Annotated in this window: 18 protein-coding genes; 10 read left to right on the plus strand and 8 right to left on the minus strand. The window is 71.3% G+C overall.

Annotated features, from left to right (window positions below):
* Window positions 1–23: 23 nt before the first annotated feature.
* Window positions 24–1406, minus strand: a complete 1383-nt coding sequence (locus AVW11_RS20325) for a glycine--tRNA ligase (RefSeq protein ID WP_030840981.1) — start codon at window positions 1404–1406, stop codon at window positions 24–26.
* Between the two features lie 155 nt (window positions 1407–1561).
* Here AVW11_RS20325 and AVW11_RS20330 point away from each other — a divergent pair, with 155 nt between their 5' ends.
* The 4 genes from AVW11_RS20330 to AVW11_RS20345 all read left to right on the plus strand — a co-directional run bounded on the left by AVW11_RS20330 (window position 1562) and on the right by AVW11_RS20345 (window position 4727).
* Complete coding sequence (locus AVW11_RS20330; protein ID WP_076045149.1) at window positions 1562–2575, plus strand: metal ABC transporter substrate-binding protein; 1014 nt, start codon at window positions 1562–1564, stop codon at window positions 2573–2575.
* Window positions 2575–3393, plus strand: coding sequence for a metal ABC transporter ATP-binding protein (locus AVW11_RS20335; RefSeq protein WP_076045151.1), 819 nt, complete (start codon window positions 2575–2577; stop codon window positions 3391–3393). The genes AVW11_RS20330 and AVW11_RS20335 overlap by 1 nt, the downstream gene beginning before the upstream one ends.
* Window positions 3393–4256 carry a metal ABC transporter permease gene (locus AVW11_RS20340; protein WP_060178071.1) on the plus strand — a complete coding sequence of 288 codons (864 nt, stop codon included), beginning with the start codon at window positions 3393–3395 and terminating at the stop codon, window positions 4254–4256. Before AVW11_RS20335 ends, AVW11_RS20340 begins: the two co-directional genes overlap by 1 nt.
* A gap of 63 nt (window positions 4257–4319) precedes the next feature.
* On the plus strand, window positions 4320–4727 hold the full coding sequence (locus AVW11_RS20345) for a Fur family transcriptional regulator (RefSeq protein WP_030840969.1): 408 nt from the start codon (window positions 4320–4322) through the stop codon (window positions 4725–4727).
* 31 nt (window positions 4728–4758) lie between these two features.
* Here AVW11_RS20345 and AVW11_RS20350 read toward each other — a convergent pair whose 3' ends face one another.
* The 5 genes from AVW11_RS20350 to AVW11_RS20370 all read right to left on the minus strand — a co-directional run bounded on the left by AVW11_RS20350 (window position 4759) and on the right by AVW11_RS20370 (window position 9879).
* Window positions 4759–5295 carry a YcxB family protein gene (locus AVW11_RS20350; protein WP_076045155.1) on the minus strand — a complete coding sequence of 179 codons (537 nt, stop codon included), beginning with the start codon at window positions 5293–5295 and terminating at the stop codon, window positions 4759–4761.
* A gap of 49 nt (window positions 5296–5344) precedes the next feature.
* Window positions 5345–6163, minus strand: coding sequence for an isoprenyl transferase (locus AVW11_RS20355; protein WP_030840962.1), 819 nt, complete (start codon window positions 6161–6163; stop codon window positions 5345–5347).
* Window positions 6164–6174: 11 nt separating this feature from the next.
* Window positions 6175–6921 carry a DNA repair protein RecO gene (recO, locus tag AVW11_RS20360; protein WP_060178069.1) on the minus strand — a complete coding sequence of 249 codons (747 nt, stop codon included), beginning with the start codon at window positions 6919–6921 and terminating at the stop codon, window positions 6175–6177.
* Window positions 6922–7095: 174 nt separating this feature from the next.
* A complete protein-coding gene (locus AVW11_RS20365; RefSeq protein ID WP_076045157.1) occupies window positions 7096–8646 on the minus strand; it encodes a nucleobase:cation symporter-2 family protein in 1551 nt (516 codons plus the stop codon).
* A gap of 537 nt (window positions 8647–9183) precedes the next feature.
* Window positions 9184–9879 (minus strand): TerB family tellurite resistance protein, encoded by a 696-nt coding sequence (locus tag AVW11_RS20370; RefSeq protein WP_030840955.1) that lies wholly within the window; start codon window positions 9877–9879, stop codon window positions 9184–9186.
* Between the two features lie 164 nt (window positions 9880–10043).
* On the opposite strand from AVW11_RS20370, the gene AVW11_RS20375 reads away from it, so the two are divergent.
* The gene (locus AVW11_RS20375) at window positions 10044–10709 is read left to right on the plus strand and encodes an SDR family NAD(P)-dependent oxidoreductase (RefSeq protein ID WP_076045159.1); all 666 of its coding nucleotides are present in this window, start codon (window positions 10044–10046) and stop codon (window positions 10707–10709) included.
* Here AVW11_RS20375 and leuA read toward each other — a convergent pair.
* On the minus strand, window positions 10690–12453 hold the full coding sequence (gene leuA, locus AVW11_RS20380) for a 2-isopropylmalate synthase (protein ID WP_060178066.1): 1764 nt from the start codon (window positions 12451–12453) through the stop codon (window positions 10690–10692). The two genes, AVW11_RS20375 and leuA, sit on opposite strands and share 20 nt — an antisense overlap.
* A gap of 406 nt (window positions 12454–12859) precedes the next feature.
* Here leuA and AVW11_RS20385 point away from each other — a divergent pair, with 406 nt between their 5' ends.
* The 5 genes from AVW11_RS20385 to AVW11_RS20405 all read left to right on the plus strand — a co-directional run bounded on the left by AVW11_RS20385 (window position 12860) and on the right by AVW11_RS20405 (window position 16510).
* Window positions 12860–13933 (plus strand): M4 family metallopeptidase, encoded by a 1074-nt coding sequence (locus AVW11_RS20385; protein WP_060178065.1) that lies wholly within the window; start codon window positions 12860–12862, stop codon window positions 13931–13933.
* A 9-nt stretch (window positions 13934–13942) separates the two neighbouring features.
* Complete coding sequence (locus tag AVW11_RS20390) at window positions 13943–14212, plus strand: protealysin inhibitor emfourin (protein ID WP_076045161.1); 270 nt, start codon at window positions 13943–13945, stop codon at window positions 14210–14212.
* Between the two features lie 28 nt (window positions 14213–14240).
* Window positions 14241–15065, plus strand: a complete 825-nt coding sequence (locus AVW11_RS20395; RefSeq protein WP_076045163.1) for a GNAT family N-acetyltransferase — start codon at window positions 14241–14243, stop codon at window positions 15063–15065.
* A gap of 256 nt (window positions 15066–15321) precedes the next feature.
* Window positions 15322–15651, plus strand: coding sequence for a hypothetical protein (locus AVW11_RS20400; RefSeq protein WP_076045165.1), 330 nt, complete (start codon window positions 15322–15324; stop codon window positions 15649–15651).
* 166 nt (window positions 15652–15817) lie between these two features.
* Window positions 15818–16510: a class I SAM-dependent methyltransferase gene (locus AVW11_RS20405; RefSeq protein ID WP_076045167.1), complete on the plus strand. Its 693-nt coding sequence runs from the start codon at window positions 15818–15820 to the stop codon at window positions 16508–16510.
* 32 nt (window positions 16511–16542) lie between these two features.
* Here the strand turns inward: AVW11_RS20405 and era are convergent, their stop codons facing one another.
* Window positions 16543–17493: a GTPase Era gene (gene era / locus AVW11_RS38510; protein ID WP_030840933.1), complete on the minus strand. Its 951-nt coding sequence runs from the start codon at window positions 17491–17493 to the stop codon at window positions 16543–16545.
* Window positions 17494–18154: the final 661 nt, after the last annotated feature.

Raw genomic sequence — 18154 nt, forward strand, 5'->3', positions numbered from 1 at the left:
CGCCGGTCGTCGGTACGGGCTCGTCAGCAGCCGAGCAGGCGGCTGCCGAGGTAGGTCTGGATCTGGTCCAGGGAGACGCGCTCCTGCTTCATGGTGTCGCGCTCGCGCACGGTCACGGCGTTGTCGTCCAGGGTGTCGAAGTCGACGGTGACGCAGAACGGGGTGCCGATCTCGTCCTGGCGGCGGTAGCGGCGGCCGATGGCGCCCGCGTCGTCGAACTCGATGTTCCAGAACTTGCGCAGGTCGGCGGCGAGGCCCTTGGCCTTCGGCGACAGCTGCGCGTTGCGGGACAGCGGCAGGACGGCGACCTTGATCGGGGCCAGGCGCGGGTCGAGGCGCATGACGGTGCGCTTCTCCATGACGCCCTTGGCGTTGGGGGCCTCGTCCTCGTTGTACGCGTCGAGCATGAAGGCGAGCATGGCGCGGTTGACACCGGCCGCCGGCTCGATGACGTACGGGGTGTAGTGCTCCTTGGACTCCTGGTCGAAGTAGCGGAGGTCCTGGCCGGAGGCCGCGGAGTGCGCCTTGAGGTCGTAGTCGGTGCGGTTGGCGACGCCCTCCAGCTCGGAGAACTCGCTGCCGCCGAAGTTGAAGCGGTACTCGATGTCGGCGGTGCGCTTCGAGTAGTGGGACAGCTTCTCCTTCGGGTGCTCGTACCAGCGGATGTTCTCCTCGCGGATGCCGAGGTCGCGGTACCAGTTCCACCGCTCCTGCATCCAGTACTCCTGCCACTGCTCGTCCTCGCCCGGCTTGACGAAGAACTCCATCTCCATCTGCTCGAACTCGCGGGTGCGGAAGATGAAGTTGCCCGGCGTGATCTCGTTGCGGAAGGACTTGCCCATCTGCGCGATGCCGAAGGGCGGCTTCTTGCGCGAGGTGACCTGGACCTGGGCGAACTGCGTGAAGATGCCCTGGGCCGTCTCGGGGCGCAGGTACGCCTTGGAGCCGGTGTCCTGGGTGGGGCCGAGGTGGGTCTCCAGCATGCCGGAGAACTGCTTGGGCTCGGTGAACTGGCCCTTCACACCGCAGTTGGGACAGTTGATGTCGGCCAGGCCGTTCTCGGGGAGGCGGCCGTGCTTGGCCTCGTACGCCTCTTCGAGGTGGTCGGCGCGGTGGCGCTTGTGGCAGGAGGTGCACTCGGTCAGCGGGTCCGAGAAAGTGGCGACGTGGCCGGAGGCCACCCAGACCTCGGGGGCCAGGATCACGGACGAGTCGAGACCGACGACGTCCTCACGCCCGGTGACCATCGCCTTCCACCACTGGCGCTTGATGTTCTCCTTGAGCTCGACACCCAGCGGACCGTAATCCCAGGCAGCCCTGGAGCCGCCGTAGATCTCACTGCACGGGAAAACGAAGCCACGGCGCTTGCTCAGGCTGACGATGGTGTCGATCTTGTCGGCGGCCACGGTGCTCTCTTCATTACGAGGACGAACGGCGAAGTCTTTAGATTACCGGCGCCCGCACCCCCCCTTTCAAATCGGTTCCCCGTCCAGGCCTGGCCGGCCGCCCCTCCCACCTGGGTTTTTGACAATCGTTTCCATCTTTGATGAAAATGGATGTCATGAACGTACGACGCCTCATACCCAGCGCCGCTCTTGCCGGCGCCGTCGCCCTCGGCGCCACGGCCCTGACCGCCTGCTCCGGAGCGGGCGCCGCCGACAGCAAGGACGGCAAGCTCGGCGTAACGGCGTCGTTCTACCCGCTCCAGTTCGTCGCCGAGCAGATCGGCAAGGAGCACGTGAAGGTCGACGGCCTGACCAAGCCCGGCGTCGAGCCGCACGACCTGGAGATCACCCCCCAGCAGACCGCGCGGCTCGGCGAGGCCGACGTGGTGCTCTACCTCAAGAACCTGCAGCCCGCCGTCGACAAGGCCGTCGCCCAGTCCGGCGTGAAGAACATCGTCGACGCCGCCACCCTCACCGAGCTGGAGGCCCACGCCGCCGAGCCGGCCCACGGCGAGGAGGGCCACGCGCACCAGGAGGGCGACGAGCACTCCGACGAGCACTCCGAAAAGCCCGCGGGTGGGCACGAGGGCCACGATGAGGGCGCAAGCGGCACCGACCCGCACGTCTGGCTCGACCCGGTCAAGTACGCGGAGATCGCCAAGGGCGTCGGCGCCGCACTGGAGAAGGCCGACCCCGGCCACGCGGCGGACTACAAGAAGAACACCGACGAACTGGTCGGCAAGCTGGGCGCGTTGGACACCGAGTTCAAGGACGGCCTGAAGAACACCGCCTCCCGGACCTTCATCACCACCCACTCCGCCTTCGGCTACCTCGCCGAGCGCTACGGCCTCGACCAGGAGGGCATCGCCGGCGTCGACCCCGAGTCCGAGCCGAGCCCGGCCCGGATGAAGGAGCTGCAGGCGGTCGCGAAGAAGGACAATGTCACCACCGTGTTCTTCGAGACGCTGGCCAGCGACAAGACGGCCAAGACCCTCGCGACGGACACGGGCCTGAAGACCGACGTCCTCGACCCCATCGAGGGCATCACCGACAAGTCCCAGGGCGCCGACTACTTCGAGGTCATGCGGTCCAACCTCAAGAACCTCCAGAAGGCGCTCGGAGCCAAGTGATGACAGCAGCAACGGAGGCGCGAGCCATGCAGTCCCCGCCCCGGCCGGCCGACGACCGGCCCGTCATATCCCTGCGCGGGGCCAAGGCCTCGCTCGGCTCGCGCCCCGTGCTGCGCGGAATCGACCTCACCGTCCACCGCGGTGAGGTCGTCGCCCTGCTCGGAGCCAACGGCTCCGGCAAGTCCACGGCCGTCCGCGCCGTGGTCGGCCAGGTACCGCTGACCGACGGCTCCCTCAGCCTCTTCGGCACCGACTTCAAGCGCTTCCGCGACTGGGCGCGCGTCGGGTACGTCCCGCAGCGCACCACGGCCGCCGGCGGCGTCCCGGCCACCGTCCGCGAGGTCGTCTCCTCCGGCCGGCTCGCCCGCACCCGCTTCGGGCTGCTGCGCAGGGCCGACAAGGCCGCGATAGAGCAGGCCCTGGCCCTGGTCGGCATGGAGGCGCACGCCGACGTCTCGGTGGACGCCCTCTCCGGCGGACAGCACCAGCGCGTCCTCATAGCCCGGGCGCTCGCCGTCGAACCCGAACTGCTGATCATGGACGAGCCGATGGCGGGCGTGGACCTCGCCAACCAGGAGGTCCTGGCGAACGCCCTGCGCGCGCAGGTCGCGGCCGGCTCCGCCGTCCTGCTCGTCCTGCACGAGCTGGGTCCGCTGGAGCCCCTGATCGACCGTGCCGTCGTCCTGCGCGACGGCTGCGTCGTCCACGACGGCCCGCCCCCGGAGGCCGTCGGCCAGCACGCCCTGCCCGGCCACGACCACGTACACCCCCACGCGGCGCACGACGCCGAGCCCCTGCGGACGGGACTGCTGAGCTGATGGACATCCTCGACTACGCCTTCATGCAGCGAGCGCTGATCGCAGCCGCCCTGGTCGGCATCACGGCCCCCGCCATCGGCACGTACCTCGTCCAGCGCCGCCAGGCGCTCATGGGCGACGGCCTCGGCCACGTCGCCATGACCGGTGTCGCCCTCGGCTTCGTGCTCCAGACCAGCCCGGTGTGGATGGCCACCCTCGTCGCCGTCGTCGGCGCCGTCGGCATGGAGCTGATCCGCGCCCGCGGCAGGACCAGCGGGGACGTCGCCCTCGCCATGCTGTTCTACGGCGGCCTCGCCGGCGGCGTCATGATCATCAATCTGGGCGGCGGGCAGACGGCCAGCCTCCTGGGCTCCATGTTCGGCTCGATCACCACGGTCGCCGCCGAGGACGTGACCGCGATGGCGATCCTCGCCGCCTTCGTCCTCGCCGTCGCCGTCGGCCTGCGCAGGCAGCTCTTCGCCGTCTGCCAGGACGAGGAGTTCGCCCGGGTCACCGGACTGCCCGTGCGCGCGCTGAATCTCCTGATGGCGGTCACCGCCGCGGTCACCGTCACCGTCGCCATGCGCATCGTCGGCCTGCTGCTGGTCAGCGCGATGCTGGTGATCCCGGTCGCCGCCGCCCAGCGGATCACCCGCAGCTTCGCCACCACGCTGGGCCTGGCCATGGCCATCAGCGTGACCGTCTCCCTGACCGGCACGGCGGCCACCTACTACATCAACGTGCCCTCGGGCGCGACGATCGTGCTGCTCGCGATCGGCGTCTTCATGGTGCTGACCGCGCTCTCCGCTCCTCTGGCCCGCCGCCGGGCCAGGGCCGCACGGGCGACCGAAGAGGTCTGCACGCGCGACGATGTGAAGGTCTAGCGGACTGGCACAATGGCCGCAGGCCTATACGAGGAGGAACCGGTGGCGACTGCGCCTGGCGAGATGAGTACCGCGCCAGTACGAGGACGATCCACCCGCCAGCGGGCCGCAGTGGCGGCGGCACTGGACGAGGTGGACGAGTTCCGCAGCGCCCAGGAACTCCACGACATGCTCAAGCACCGTGGCGACTCCGTCGGCCTGACCACCGTCTACCGCACCCTGCAGTCCCTGGCGGACGCGGGCGAGGTGGACGTCCTGCGCACCAGCGACGGCGAGTCCGTCTACCGCCGCTGCTCCACCGGCGATCACCACCACCACCTGGTCTGCCGCAAGTGCGGCAAGGCCGTCGAGGTGGAGGGCCCGGCCGTGGAGAAGTGGGCGGAGTCCATCGCCGCCGAGCACGGCTACGTGAACGTCGCCCACACGGTGGAGATCTTCGGCACCTGCGCCGACTGCGCCTCCGCGGGCTGACCGGCCCGGCCGGAGCCGGGCCCAGGGGTGCCTAGAGCCGCCTCAGGTGCGCGTCCAGGATCGCCCGCAGTCGGTCGACGTCGGCGGGCTCCTCGGCTCCCCGCTTCGGCACCGCCGCGAGGCAGCTCGCACGCGGGCCCCCGACCAGGACGAAGAGGTCCGGCGTCTCGGCGTAGTGCGTGAAGAGCTTCCAGTCGGCCGTGTACGACATGGTCTCGCCCGTCGTCGCGGCGCCCCGGTCGTCGACCACCGTTCGGCACTGCCCGTACGCAGCCCACACCGCGTGAAGCCGACGCGCCATGCCGCGCCGGCTCCGTACGACTCCGAGGACTCCGGCACCGAGCCCCAGCACCGCGCCGGTCACGACGGCGACCGGCAGCAGCCCGCGGAACAGCGAGAACACCACCACGGGAGCAATGGTCGCCAGGGGAAGCAGGAGCGTCTCCACACGCCCGGCTCCCGTCCGCCGGGCACGCACCCGGACGACGCCCTGAAGGTCGGCGAGCGTCAGCTCGTAGACGAAGGCGGCCTGCGCGGTCCGCTGTGCATGATCCCCATCCGTGTTCATGACAGCGGACCCTACCGGCAGGGTGGAATCCGGCGGTCACGCGCCCCCGTCAGGCGGTGGCGTCCGGCTGGTTGGGGACCGCGCCGCCGAAGCGGCGGTCGCGCTGGGCGTACTCCAGGCACGCCGCCCAGAGGTTGCGGCGGTCGAAGTCCGGCCACAGCACGTCCTGGAAGACCATCTCGGCGTACGCGCTCTGCCAGAGCAGGTAGTTGGAGGTGCGCTGCTCGCCGCTCGGGCGCAGGAACAGGTCCACGTCCGGCATGTCGGGGTAGTAGATGTACTTGGCGAAGGTCTTCTCGTTGACCTTCGAGGGGTCGAGCTTGCCCGCGGCCACGTCGCGCGCGATGGCCTGCGCCGCGTCGGCGATCTCCGCACGGCCGCCGTAGTTCACGCAGAAGTACAGGGTCATGGCGTCGTTGTCGACGGTCTGCTCCTGCGCGACCTGGAGCTCCTGGACGACCGACTTCCACATCTTCGGCATGCGGCCGACCCAGCGGATGCGGATGCCCAGCTCGTTCATCTCGTCGCGGCGGCGGCGGATGACGTCGCGGTTGAAGTTCATCAGGAAGCGGACCTCGTCGGGCGAGCGCTTCCAGTTCTCCGTCGAGAAGGCGTACAGGGAGAGGTTCTTGACGCCCATCTCCAGGCAGCCCTTGAGCACGTCGAGCACGACGCCCTCGCCGACCTTGTGCCCCTCGGTGCGCGGCAGACCGCGCTCCTTGGCCCAGCGGCCGTTGCCGTCCATGACGACCGCGACGTGGTTCGGGACCAGCTCGCCGGGGATCTTCGGCGGGACCGCGCCGGAGGGGTGCGGCTCGGGAACCTTGTACTCCCGGCGAGAGCGTCCCAGAATCCCGCGTCGTGCCATGTGCCCAGCTCCTATTTCTCGACGTATCGCAGGGAGCGTAGCCCGCGCTCCAGATGCCAGTGCAAATAGGCGGAGACCAGCCCGCTGCCCTCCCGCACGTGACGCGCCTCACACGCGTCGGCATGCCCCCAGTCGCCCGTCAGCAGGGCGCTGAGCAGGGCGATGGCCTCCGACGAGGGTACGACGCTGCCGGGCACCCGGCAGTCCCCGCATATGACCCCGCCCGCGGCGACGGAGAAGTGCCGGTTGGGGCCGTGGATCCCGCACTTCGCGCAGTCCTCGAAGCTGGGCGCGTAGCCGTTGACGGCGAGCGAGCGCAGCAGGAAGGCGTCCAGGATGAGGTTCGGTTCGTGTTCGCCGCGCGAGAGCGTGCGCAGGGCTCCCACCAGCAGCAGGTACTGCTGCACGGAGGGCTCGCCCTCGTTCTCGGTGAACCGCTCGGCGGTCTCCAGCATCGCGGTGCCGGCGGTGTAGCGGGCGTAGTCGGTGACGATGCCGCTGCCGTACGGGGCGATGATCTCGGACTGGGTGCAGAGCGGGAGGCTGCGGCCGATCAGTTCGCTGCCCCGGGCGAAGAACTGGACGTCGGCATGGGAGAAGGGTTCCAGCCCGGCGCCGAACTTGGACTTCGTGCGCCGCACCCCGCGGGCGACGGCCCGCACCCTGCCGTGGCCGCGGGTCAGCAGCGTGATGATGCGGTCCGCCTCACCCAGCTTCTGGGTGCGCAGCACGATGCCGTCGTCGCGGAACAGACTCATGCGCCCATTGTCCCGCACGGGCGCGCGACAACCGGCGCCGGTGGGCGGACGGCACAAGGATCTCAAGAAGCCGGCGGCGCCGTGGCGGTTTGGCGGACGGGAACGGCCGCGGGACAGCGATGACCCCTCGCCAGGACCGAGGTCCGGGCGAGGGGTCGGTGCCCCTTGGGAGGATCAGGGAGCGGACGGGGACGGCGTGGGGTCGGCGTCGTCCGCCTTCTCGGCTGCGGAGGCGGGGGCGGCCGGGGCGGCGGCCTGGGCCGGCACCGCCGCGGGCGTCTCGGCGGCCGGGGCGCCGACGCCGGGAGCCGTGTCGACCTCGGCCTCGGCGAGGGCCTGGGCGCCTGCCGCCGGGGCGTCGTGGGCGTTGTCCTTCGCCAGGCCGTTGAAGATGAGGTTGAGCACGATCGCAGCCGTGGCACCGAGGGTGACACCGCTGTTGAGCAGCGAGGACAGGTCCGCGTCCATGTGCTTGGTGAAGAAGACCGGGACGGTCGCCGGGAGCAGGGCGAAGGCGAGGGAGACGCCGACGATCAGGGCGTTCTTCTCCTCCTTGAGGTCCACCTTGCCCAGGGTCTGGATGCCGGCCAGCGCGACCATGGCGAACATCACGGTGGCGGCGCCGCCGAGGACTCCGTGCGGGACGGCGGCGACGATCGCGGCGGCCTTGGGCAGCAGACCGAGGATGATCATGAAGACGCCCGCGGCGACGACCACGAACCGGCTCTTCACCTTCGTCATCCGCACGAGGCCGACGTTCTCGGCGAAGGCGACGTACGGGAAGGAGTTGAGGACGCCGCCGAGGGCGGTGGCGGCGCCGTCGGCGCGCAGGGCGCGGGCCACGGTCTCGCTGTCGACCTCCTTGCCGACGATGTCGCCGACGGCGTAGGTGTCACCGGTCGTCTCGACCATGGTGATCAGCATGACGATGAGCATCAGGACGATCGGGAACCACTCGAACTTCGGGACGCCGAAGTAGAAGGGGGTGGTGACGCCGATCCAGTCGGACTTGCCCACGTCGGCGAACTGCGCGTCGCCGAGGAGGAAGGCGACGCCGGTGCCGACGACCAGGCCGAGGAGGATCGCGATGCTGGACAGGAAGGGCCTGCCGAGCTTCATCAGGATCAGGATGAAGAGCATCGTGCCGCCTGCGTAGGCGAAGTTCTTCGGCTCGCCGAAGTCGGGGCTGCCGAGGCCGCCGGCCGCGTCGTTGAGGCCGACCGGGATCAGGACGATGCCCAGGACGGTGATCACCGTGCCGGTGACGACGGGCGGGAAGAGCCGCATCACCGCCCGGAACGCCTTGGCGGGCAGCCAGGCGAAGGCGAAGGTGGCGATACCGGCGGTGATGACCGCGCCGTAGATGACCAGCAGGGCGGCCGTTCCGCCGCCCGCGCCGAGGCCGATGGCGATCATCGGGGACACGGCGGTGAAGGTCACGCCCTGGATCAGCGGCAGTCGCGCGCCGATCCGGCCGATGCCCCAGGCCTGGATGATCGACGCGATACCGCAGGTGAAGAGGTCCGCGTTGATCAGGTAGACCAGCTGTTCAGGGCTCAGCTTGAGCGCGCTGCCCACGATGATCGGGACGATCACCGCGCCGGCGTAGAAGGCTAGTACGTGCTGGAAGCCGTACAGCGCGAGCTTGGGGACGGGGAGCACCTCGTCGACCGGGTGCGTGCTCTGCTTTCCTTCGCCGGAAAGCCGGGCGGCGACACGTGCCATCTCAGCCTTGCCCTTCAAGGTAGGTAAGTGAGAGGAGATCTGGTTATCCCTGGGCGAAGTGGGTCGTTAACCCGTTGGTTCGCCAGGGTTTTCAGTACGTTCACGTGGGTCGAAGTCCCGCTGTGCGGGGCGGCGGCTTCTCGGCGTGTGACCGGAATTGAACGCCTGTGGGAGGCCTCACAGGTATCGTCGACTTCTACAAACTGTTGACCGCCCGGAGCCTCAGATCTGTAGATTTCTCCAGTGGTGAAGGATCCGCCGCAGAGGTATGAGCCGGGCCTTCCGGTGGGTGGCGTTCCGCCCACGCGAGTGCGAAGCACACCAGCCGTGAGCTGCCACGACGCGCTTTGCTCCCCTTCGGTGACGCAAAGAAGAAGGGCCCGTTCCGCCACCCTCCCGGGCGGCCCGAACGGGCCCGGAGTCACGGACTCCGCTGTTCACAAAGTGTTCACCAGGCGAGATTTCAGCCTTCGCGAGGCCGGATCGTTACGTCGGACCGAGGTCTTCCGGACGGTTGCGGGGCCGCGCGGGCTCTCCTCAGGGCGCGCGCACCGCCGACAGCAGCCGCGCCACCTCGTCCGCGCCGATCCGCAGCGCCGCTCCGACGGTCGCGAGCACCTCGCGCTCGGCCGGGATGTACGGGCCGTCCGCGAGGGCGATCCTGGCGCCCTGGAGCAGGATCGATGCGCGGCCCGGTCCGGCCAGGTGCGGGGCCAGCGGCTCCAGGGCCTCGTGGAGCTCTATCGACAGCGCCGCCCCGCAGCACTCGGGGATGTCGTACAGCCCGAGCCGGCCCTCGTCCGAGGACAGCGCCTCCACGAGGGACTCCAGCTGCTCCTCGGTGCAGTCCTGGAAGCCGGCGGCCCGTACGGCGCACACGGCGGCCTCCAGCGCGCTGCGCGAGGCCGTCCCGCCCGCCGTGAGCACCGCCAGCGCCACGGTGTGCACGGCGTCCCGCAGGAGCGCGGTGAACCGGGTGGTGGTGAGGTGGTCGAGGACGTCGGTGCCGAACCGCTCGCGGCAGCCCTGGCACTCGACGACGGGTCCCGCCTGGCCGCGCGGCAGCAGCGGCACCCCGAGGACGGTGAACCGGCGGCGGCCCGTGCGCCTGCGGTAGTTGCGGTCCCCACCGCAGTCGGGGCAGAAGAACTCCCCGTCCCCCACGGTGCTCCAGGTGGTACGGATGCCCCAGACCGTCAGCTTCCGGCCGTCCCCACCCCGAACTGGCAGCACGTCGCACCTCCGTGGTCGTCCGGCAGCATCGCCGGGTGGGCGTGATGTTAGCCACATCGGTGAGGATGCGTCAGTCGTGCGACAAGACAACATGTCCCGCGCGCGGGACTTGGCCGATCTGCGTCCCCGGTTCCGCTCAGGGTCTGCCGCATGAAGGAGAAGTCGTGTCTGGTGCCGGGGCCGCCAACGGGATCGGCCGGGCCACCGCCGTGGTGCTCGCCCGCTCCGGAGCCCGGGTGGCCGCGGCCGATATCAACGGCCCCGGGGTCGAGGCGCTGCGTACGGATCTGGCCGCCGACGGCCGCTCGGTCACCGTGGTGGGCGGTGACGTCTGCGATCCGGACGGCAACCGGGCGATGGTCGCCGCCGCGGTGGAGGCCTACGGGCGCCTCGACGTCGCCGTGGCCGGCGCCGGGGTGCTCCCTCTTTCGGATGTACGCGAGTACGCCATCGAGGCGTTGACCGCGCAGCGTGTTCTCGATCTCGGGTGTGGCCGGGCAGGCCCGCCAGGCGGCGTACGGGCGGCCAGCCGGCGGGAGTACCTGGCGGAGGTCACGGGGGCGGACGCGATGAGCCGGCTCGGCGAGCCGGAGGAGGTGGCCCGGGTCGTCGCCTTCCTCGCCTCGGGCGCGGCGTCGTCCGTGACGGGGGGATGGTCCTTGCGGTGGACGGCGGCTGCCTGGCCCGCTGACGCCCCCGCGGCCGGAGCGGGGTGCCCCGGGCCCCAAGCCCGGTGCCCGGGGCGCGGCGGCCGGGTACGACGGAACCCCGCCCCTGCCGGAAGGAGGAGCGGGGTTCACGTGCGAGGGGTCAGCGGCCCGCTCGGTTGACGGCGGAGATGACCGCCTTCAGGGAGGCGCGGGTGGTGTTGGCGTCGATGCCGATGCCCCACAGGACCCGGCCGTCGATCGCGCACTCGATGTAGGAGGCGGCCACGGCGGACGCGCCCTCGCTCATGGTGTGCTCGGTGTAGTCCAGCAGGCGGGCGTCGACGCCGATGCCGGCCAGCGCGTCGAAGAACGCCGAGATCGGGCCGTTGCCGGTGCCGTTCAGGACCGTCTCCACGCCGTCCACGACCGCCTCGACGGTCAGCGTGTCCGTGCCGTCCTTGTCGGTGGCCGTCGAACCGGAGCGCAGCTGGATGCGTCCCCACGGGTTCTCCGGGTTCGGCAGGTACTCGTCGGAGAAGACGTCCCAGATCGCCTTGGGCGTGACCTCGCCGCCCTCGGCGTCGGTCTTGGCCTGGATGATCCGCGAGAACTCGATCTGCATGCGGCGCGGCAGGTCCAGCTTGTGGTCGTTCTTCAGGACGTACGCGATGCCGCCCTTGCCGGACTGCGAGTTGACCCGGATGACCGCCTCGTAGGAGCGGCCGACGTCCTTGGGGTCGATGGGCAGGTACGGGACCGCCCACTCGATGTCGTCGACGGTCTTGCCCCGGGCGGCCGCGTCGGCCTCCATGGCGTCGAAGCCCTTCTTGATGGCGTCCTGGTGGGAGCCGGAGAAGGCGGTGTAGACCAGGTCGCCCGCGTAGGGGTGGCGCGGGTGGACCTCCATCTGGTTGCAGTACTCACTGGTGCGGCGGATCTCGTCGATCTGCGAGAAGTCGATCTGCGGGTCGATGCCCTGGGAGAACAGGTTCATGCCCAGCGTGATCAGGTCGACGTTGCCGGTGCGCTCGCCCTGCCCGAACAGGCAGCCCTCGATGCGGTCGGCGCCGGCCATCAGGGCCAGCTCGGCGGCGGCGACGGCGGTGCCGCGGTCGTTGTGCGGGTGCACGGAGATGCAGATGTGCTCGCGGCGGGTCAGGTTGCGGGCCATCCACTCGAAGCGGTCCGCGTGGGTGGACGGCGTCGAACGCTCCACGGTGGCGGGCAGGTTCAGGATGATCTCGCGGCCCTCGGACGGCTGCCAGACGTCGCAGACGGCCTCGCAGACCTCCAGGGCGAAGTCCAGCTCGGTGTCGGTGAAGATCTCCGGGCTGTACTGGTAGCCGAAGGTGGTCTCCGGGCCCAGCAGCTTCTCGGCGTACTCCATGACCAGGCGGGTGCCGTCGACGGCGATCTGCTTGATCTGCTCCTTGGAGCCGCGGAAGACGACCCGGCGGAAGGTCGGCGCGGTGGCGTTGTACAGGTGCACGGTGGCGCGCTTGGCGCCGACCAGGGACTCGACGGTCCGCTCGATCAGGTCCTCGCGGGCCTGGGTCAGTACGGAGATGGTGACGTCGTCCGGGATCGCGCCCTCTTCGATGATGGAGCGCACGAAGGCGAAGTCGGTCTCGCCGGAGGACGGGAACCCGACCTCGATCTCCTTGTAGCCCATGCGCACCAGCAGGTCGAACATCTCGCGCTTGCGGGCGGGGGTCATGGGGTCGATCAGCGACTGGTTGCCGTCGCGCAGGTCGGTGGACAGCCAGCGGGGGGCCTTGGTGACGCGGGCATCGGGCCAGGTGCGGTCCGGGATGTCCACCTGCTCGTACCGGCCGTACTTGTGGATCGGCATCCCGGAGGGCTTCTGGGTGTGGGTCGCGTTCGTGATGGGCGTGGGGCGACCGACAAAAGGCTGCTGGCTCATGGCGTTGGGCTCCTCGCGTGTCCGCGGTAGTTCGCTGGGACGGCCGACGGCGGTAGTGAAAACCGCAACACCAAACTCCGCGGGGAGGGGGCCGGCCTACGACTACAGACCCTCGCCGCGGCAGCTAAGGAGAAGCAGCCCGAAACGCATGATGGGCCGAGCCTAGCCGAGCCGCGCCGTAACGCGAGGACCTGTTTCAGTATGCAAGACCCGCGCGTCCGATTTGCACCAAATGTGAGCTACACCTCGTTTCCGCCGTCCGGGTCGGGGCGATCCCCCGAAGGCCCCGCGATCCCGCCGTGCGATGACACCAGGGACGTTTCTGCGCAGAGGGAAGGTGACACAACCGAATGAATCATGGTTGCAGCTAGTGACACCGAAGTGACTCGGTGCCACATTGCCGGGCATGGATGCCTCCCACACCCACCGCCACCCCGTCTTCTGCACGGTCGTGCCGCCGCACCTCCTCGACAAGGCCGCCCTGTCCGGGGACGCCCGCCGCGCCGACCTCGCCCAGCGCACCCTCGAACGCGACTCCCTGCTGCGCACCCGGCGCCGGGTCACCGCCGTGCGCGGGATCGTGCCCGCGCTCGCCGCACCGGCGGGCGACGACCCGCAGCGGACGATCTTCGATGCCCAGCACCGTACGCAGCTGCCGGGGACGAAGGTCCGCGAAGAGGGCGACCCGCCGAGCGGGGACGCCAGCGTCAACCGCGCCTACGCGGGCCTCGGGGCGACTTACGAACTGTTCCTGAAGGGCTTCGGGCGCCGCTCGATCGACGATTCCGGGCTCCCGCTGGATGCCACCGTCCACTACGGCGAGGACTACAACAACGCCTTCTGGGACGGCCGGCAGATGGTGTTCGGCGACGGCGACGGCGACCTCTTCCTCGACTTCACCGTGTCGGTGGACGTCATCGGGCACGAGCTGACCCACGGCGTCACCCAGTACACGGCGAACCTGCGCTACCGCGGCCAGTCGGGCGCACTGAACGAGTCGATGTCGGACGTCTTCGGCTCGCTGATCAAGCAGCACTCCCTGGAGCAGACCGCCGACCAGGCCGACTGGCTGATCGGGGCCGGACTCCTCGGCCCCAACGTGACCGGGGTCGCCCTGCGCTCGATGAAGGCGCCCGGCACCGCGTACGACGACGACGAGCTCGGCAAGGACCCGCAGCCGGCCACCATGGACGACTACGTGAACACCCACAGCGACAACGGCGGTGTCCACATCAACTCCGGCATCCCCAACCACGCCTTCTACATCGCGGCGACCGAGCTCGGCGGCAAGGCCTGGGAGCGGGCCGGACAGATCTGGTACGACACCCTGACCGGCGGGGACCTCACCCCGAAGGCCGACTTCGCGGACTTCGCCCGGCTCTCCACCGCGGCCGCCGCCACCCGCTACGGGGACGGCGGGGCGGAGCACCAGGCGCTGCAGAAGGCGTGGTCGGCCGTAGGCGTCCCGTTCACGGGGTAGAGCACTCGCATGCGGATTCTGGTGGTGCGGACGGGCGGCTTCGCGGGCATCGAGCGACGGGCCGAGGTGGACACCTCGGGCCTGCCGGACGAGGACGAGTGGCGGGCCCTGGCCCAGCTCGCGCTGCGGCCCGGTTCGCCGGGCGACCCGGCGGACCGGGTACGGGACGGCTTCTCGTACCGGATCACGGTCGACGGGCGGACGGTCTCCTGCGCCGAGCCGCGCCTGTCGGAGGCCCAGCGGGCGCTGATCTCCCGCGTCCTGAAAGAAGGTGCCTGAGCACCCGGCCCTTTGCTTGGATGGCCGGATGACCAATCCCATGATCGATTCGACGCTGTCCGAACTGGAGCGGTACTACGACACGGTGCCGCGCGTGGGTGGCGCCAGGGCCGAGGACTTCGGCCCGCTGACCCTGTTCGTCCAGGAGGGCGCGGGCTGGCCGTACTACGCGCGGCCCGCGCTCGGCGGCGCCGACGCGAGCGCCGCGGACGTGGCGCGGGTGCTCGCCCGCCAGCGCGAGCTCGGCGTGCCCGAGGCCTTCGAGTGGGTCGCCGAGACCAGCCCCGCGCTGCGCGGCGCCGCGGAGGCGGCCGGGCTGCACGTCCACGCGCACCCGCTGATGGTGCTGGAGGCCGCCGAGGAACTGCCCCCGCATCCGGAGGTACGGCCGCTCGACGCCGAGGACCCCCTGCTGGCGGCCGCTCTGACGGTGCCGGCGCTGGCCTTCGCGGACCCGGGGACGGCGGTGGGCGAGGCCGGGCCGAAGGAGCTGGCGGCCGCGCTGGCCGACCCGTCGGTGGAGACCCGCCGGGCGAGCGTCTCGGCGAAGCTCGCGGCGGGCACCTCGGGGATGGCCGCGGCCGTCCGCGACGGCGTGGTGCTGTGCTCGGGGATGTTCAACCCGGTCGGTGACGTCGCCGAGGTCGTGGGCGTCGGCACCCTCCCGTCCGCCCGCCGCCAGGGCCTGGCCCTCGGGGTCACCGCGGCCCTCGTCGCGCAGGCCCGCGCGCGCGGCGCCCGCACGGTCTTCCTCTCGGCGGGCGACGAGGACGTGGCCCGGATCTACGGCCGCGCCGGCTTCCGCCGGGTGGGCACCGCCCTGATCGCGGAGCCGCCGGAGCCCGGCGCGTGACCGGCCGGCTCCGGCTGCCGTGGCGCCGCCGCACCGGCCGGCGGGCGGGTTCGGCCACACCCCCCGGGTCGGCGCCCCCGCTGTCCGAGGCCGAAGTGGCCGAGGCCGAGCGTGAGCTGGGGGTCCGCTTCCCGCCCGGCTACCGCACGTACCTGCGGGAGGAGAGCGCCGGAGGCGGCCAAGTGCGCCGGCTCCGGCGCGGGCCGGAGGGCTTTGGTGGGACGCGAACCACGAGACCCGGCGCGACCTGCTGCCCGTGCCGTTCCCCCATCCCGACTCCTACGCGGCCGAGGACGTCGAGCAGTGGGCCCGGCAGCCGCAGTCGGCGGACTTCGCCGACGACCTGGCCTATGCCGAGGCCTGGGCGCGCTGGGACGACGAGGGCGAGGAGCGGGAGGACCGCAAGACGGCGGGCGCCGTCGTGCTGCGGGAGAACGGCTGCGGCTTCCGCACCCTGCTGGTGATCACCGGGCCGCTGGCCGACACGGTGTGGTGGGACGGCCGCGCCACCTGCGACCGGATCGTGCCGCTGTCCTTCGACCACCCGGGCGGCGCGCCCCCGCTGACCTTCCGGGAATGGCGCTAGAGGGGCCTGACGGACCCCTCGCACCTGCTGGGACCGGACTGGGGCCGGTCGGCGCCCCGGTGACCCGGCCGCACCGCCCTTTGCCAGGTCGGCAACGTTGTTTGCCGAGGGGGCCGGGTCGGGCACAGCATCGGGGCCACGAAGACCCCGAGCGGAAGAGGCTCCCATGCCGAAGCACGAGCACACGCACACGCACGACCCCGCGCACGAGAACGCCCACGCGGACGAGGCCGGCCCCGTAGCCGGCGGCGCGGAGTTCTGGGACGGGCGCTACAGCGAGAGCACGCGCATCTGGAGCGGCAGGCCGAACGCCCTCCTGGTCCGCGAGGCCGAGGACCTCGCCCCCGGCCGGGCCCTCGACCTCGGCTGCGGGGAGGGCGCCGACACCGTCTGGCTGGCCCGCCGCGGCTGGCGGGTCACCGCCGCCGACATCTCGAAGGTGGCCCTCGGCCGGGCGGCCGAGCACGCCGCCGAGGCCGGGGTCGGCGAGCTCGTCGAGTGGCAGCAGCACGACTTCTCGCGGTCGTTCCCCGAGGGGGAGTTCGAGCTCGTCTCGGCGTGCTTCCTGCACAGCTACGGCGACTTCCCGCGCGAGCGGATCCTGCGCCGGGCCGCCGCCGCGGTGGCACCGGGCGGGACCCTCCTCGTGGTGGGCCACGCGGGAGGGCCGTCGTGGAACCCGGAGGCCTTGGCGGACATCCACTTCCCCACCCCGGAGGAGGTCCTCGCGCAGCTGGAGTTGCCGGAGGGCGGCTGGGAGGTCCTGACCGCGGCGGAGCACCTCCAGCCCATGACCGACCCCGAGGGACGGCCCGGGACCCGCCCCGACAATGCCCTCAAGGTCCGCCGCCTCGCCTGAGTCGCCGCCCGGGGGCATGCCCGGGCGGCCGGTCAGAAGCCGAGCTTGCGCAGCTGCTTGGGGTCCCGCTGCCAGTCCTTGGCGACCTTCACGTGGAGGTCGAGGAAGACGGGGGTCCCGAGCAGCGCCTCGATGTGCTTGCGCGACTTCATCCCGACCTCCTTCAGGCGGGAGCCCTTCGGGCCGATGATGATGCCCTTCTGGCTCGGCCGCTCGATGTAGACGTTGGCGTGGATGTCGAGCAGCGGGCGGTCCGCCGGACGGTTCTCGCGCGGGATCATCTCCTCGACGACCACGGCGATGGAGTGCGGGAGCTCGTCCCGCACGCCTTCCAGCGCCGCCTCCCGGATCAGCTCCGCGACCATGACCATCTCGGGCTCGTCGGTGAGGTCGCCCTCCGGGTACAGCGGCGGGGACTCCGGCAGCAGCGGCGCGATCAGGTCGGCCAGCAGCTGGACCTGGCTGTCGCCGACCGCCGAGACGGGGACGATCTCGGCCCACTCGAAGCCCAGCTCCTCGGCGAGCCGGTGGACGGCGATGAGCTGCTCGCCCACCGCCTTGGACTCGACGAGGTCGGTCTTGGTGATGATGGCGATCTTGGGGGTCTTCTTGATCCCCGCGAGCTCCTTGGCGATGAACTTGTCGCCGGGGCCGAGCTTCTGGTCGGCCGGCAGGCAGAAGCCGATCACGTCGACCTCGGCCCAGGTGGTGCGCACGACGTCGTTGAGGCGCTCGCCGAGGAGGGTGCGCGGCTTGTGCAGACCGGGCGTGTCGACGAGGACGAGCTGCGCGTCGGGGCGGTGCACGATGCCGCGGACGGTGTGGCGGGTGGTCTGCGGCCGGTTGGAGGTGATCGCGACCTTGGTGCCCACGAGTGCGTTGGTGAGGGTCGACTTCCCGGCGTTGGGACGGCCGACGAAGCAGGCGAAGCCCGCACGGTGCGGGGCGGTGGACTCGGGGGAACGATCGCTCATACGGGCCATTCTCCCCGATGCGGCTCCCAGCGCCGACCAGACCAGGGCGGTGACGGCGAGCACAGCCGCGAGCGGCGGGTGCGCGGCATAGGCGGCACGGCCCTGAGCTGTGGTTCCGTCCGACCTCGCGGCCACCGTCACCCGGGCCCATTCCGCGGCGGGCGGGCCGTCCCAGCGGGCCCGCAGGCGCACTTCCTGACCCGGCAGCAGTTCGGCGGGCAGCCCGGTGAGCCCGCGGTCGAGCAGCCGGCGGCCGAGCGCGCCGGCGGCGGTGAGGGAGGCCCGGGGCCGGAGGGTGACGTTGCCGGTGTTGTGGAGCGTGTACGAGATCTCCGCGGCGGCGCCGCGCCGGTGCACGGTGACGTCCCGGACGGCGAGGGCGGGCGCGGTGGGGCCGGTCACCCGCAGGTACAGCCGGGCGGCGACGGCCTGGCGCGCCGCCACCCCCCTGGCCTCGGCGGGCGCGGCAGGCGCGGCAGGCGCTGCGGGCCGGTCTTCGAGGGCTACGACGGCGCCGGGGTGGTCGCCCGGTTCCGCGCGGTCGGGGACGGTGAGGGTGAAGCCGACGCGGACCGTGCCCCCGGCCGGGACGGTGACCCGCTCCCGGTCGAGCGCCGTCCACGCGGCGGCGGCCCGGCGCGGCTCGTCGGGCCCGCGCAGGGCGAAGCCG

Origin of the sequence: Streptomyces amritsarensis, from assembly GCF_001953875.1 — a bacterium.
GTDB lineage: Bacteria > Actinomycetota > Actinomycetes > Streptomycetales > Streptomycetaceae > Streptomyces > Streptomyces amritsarensis.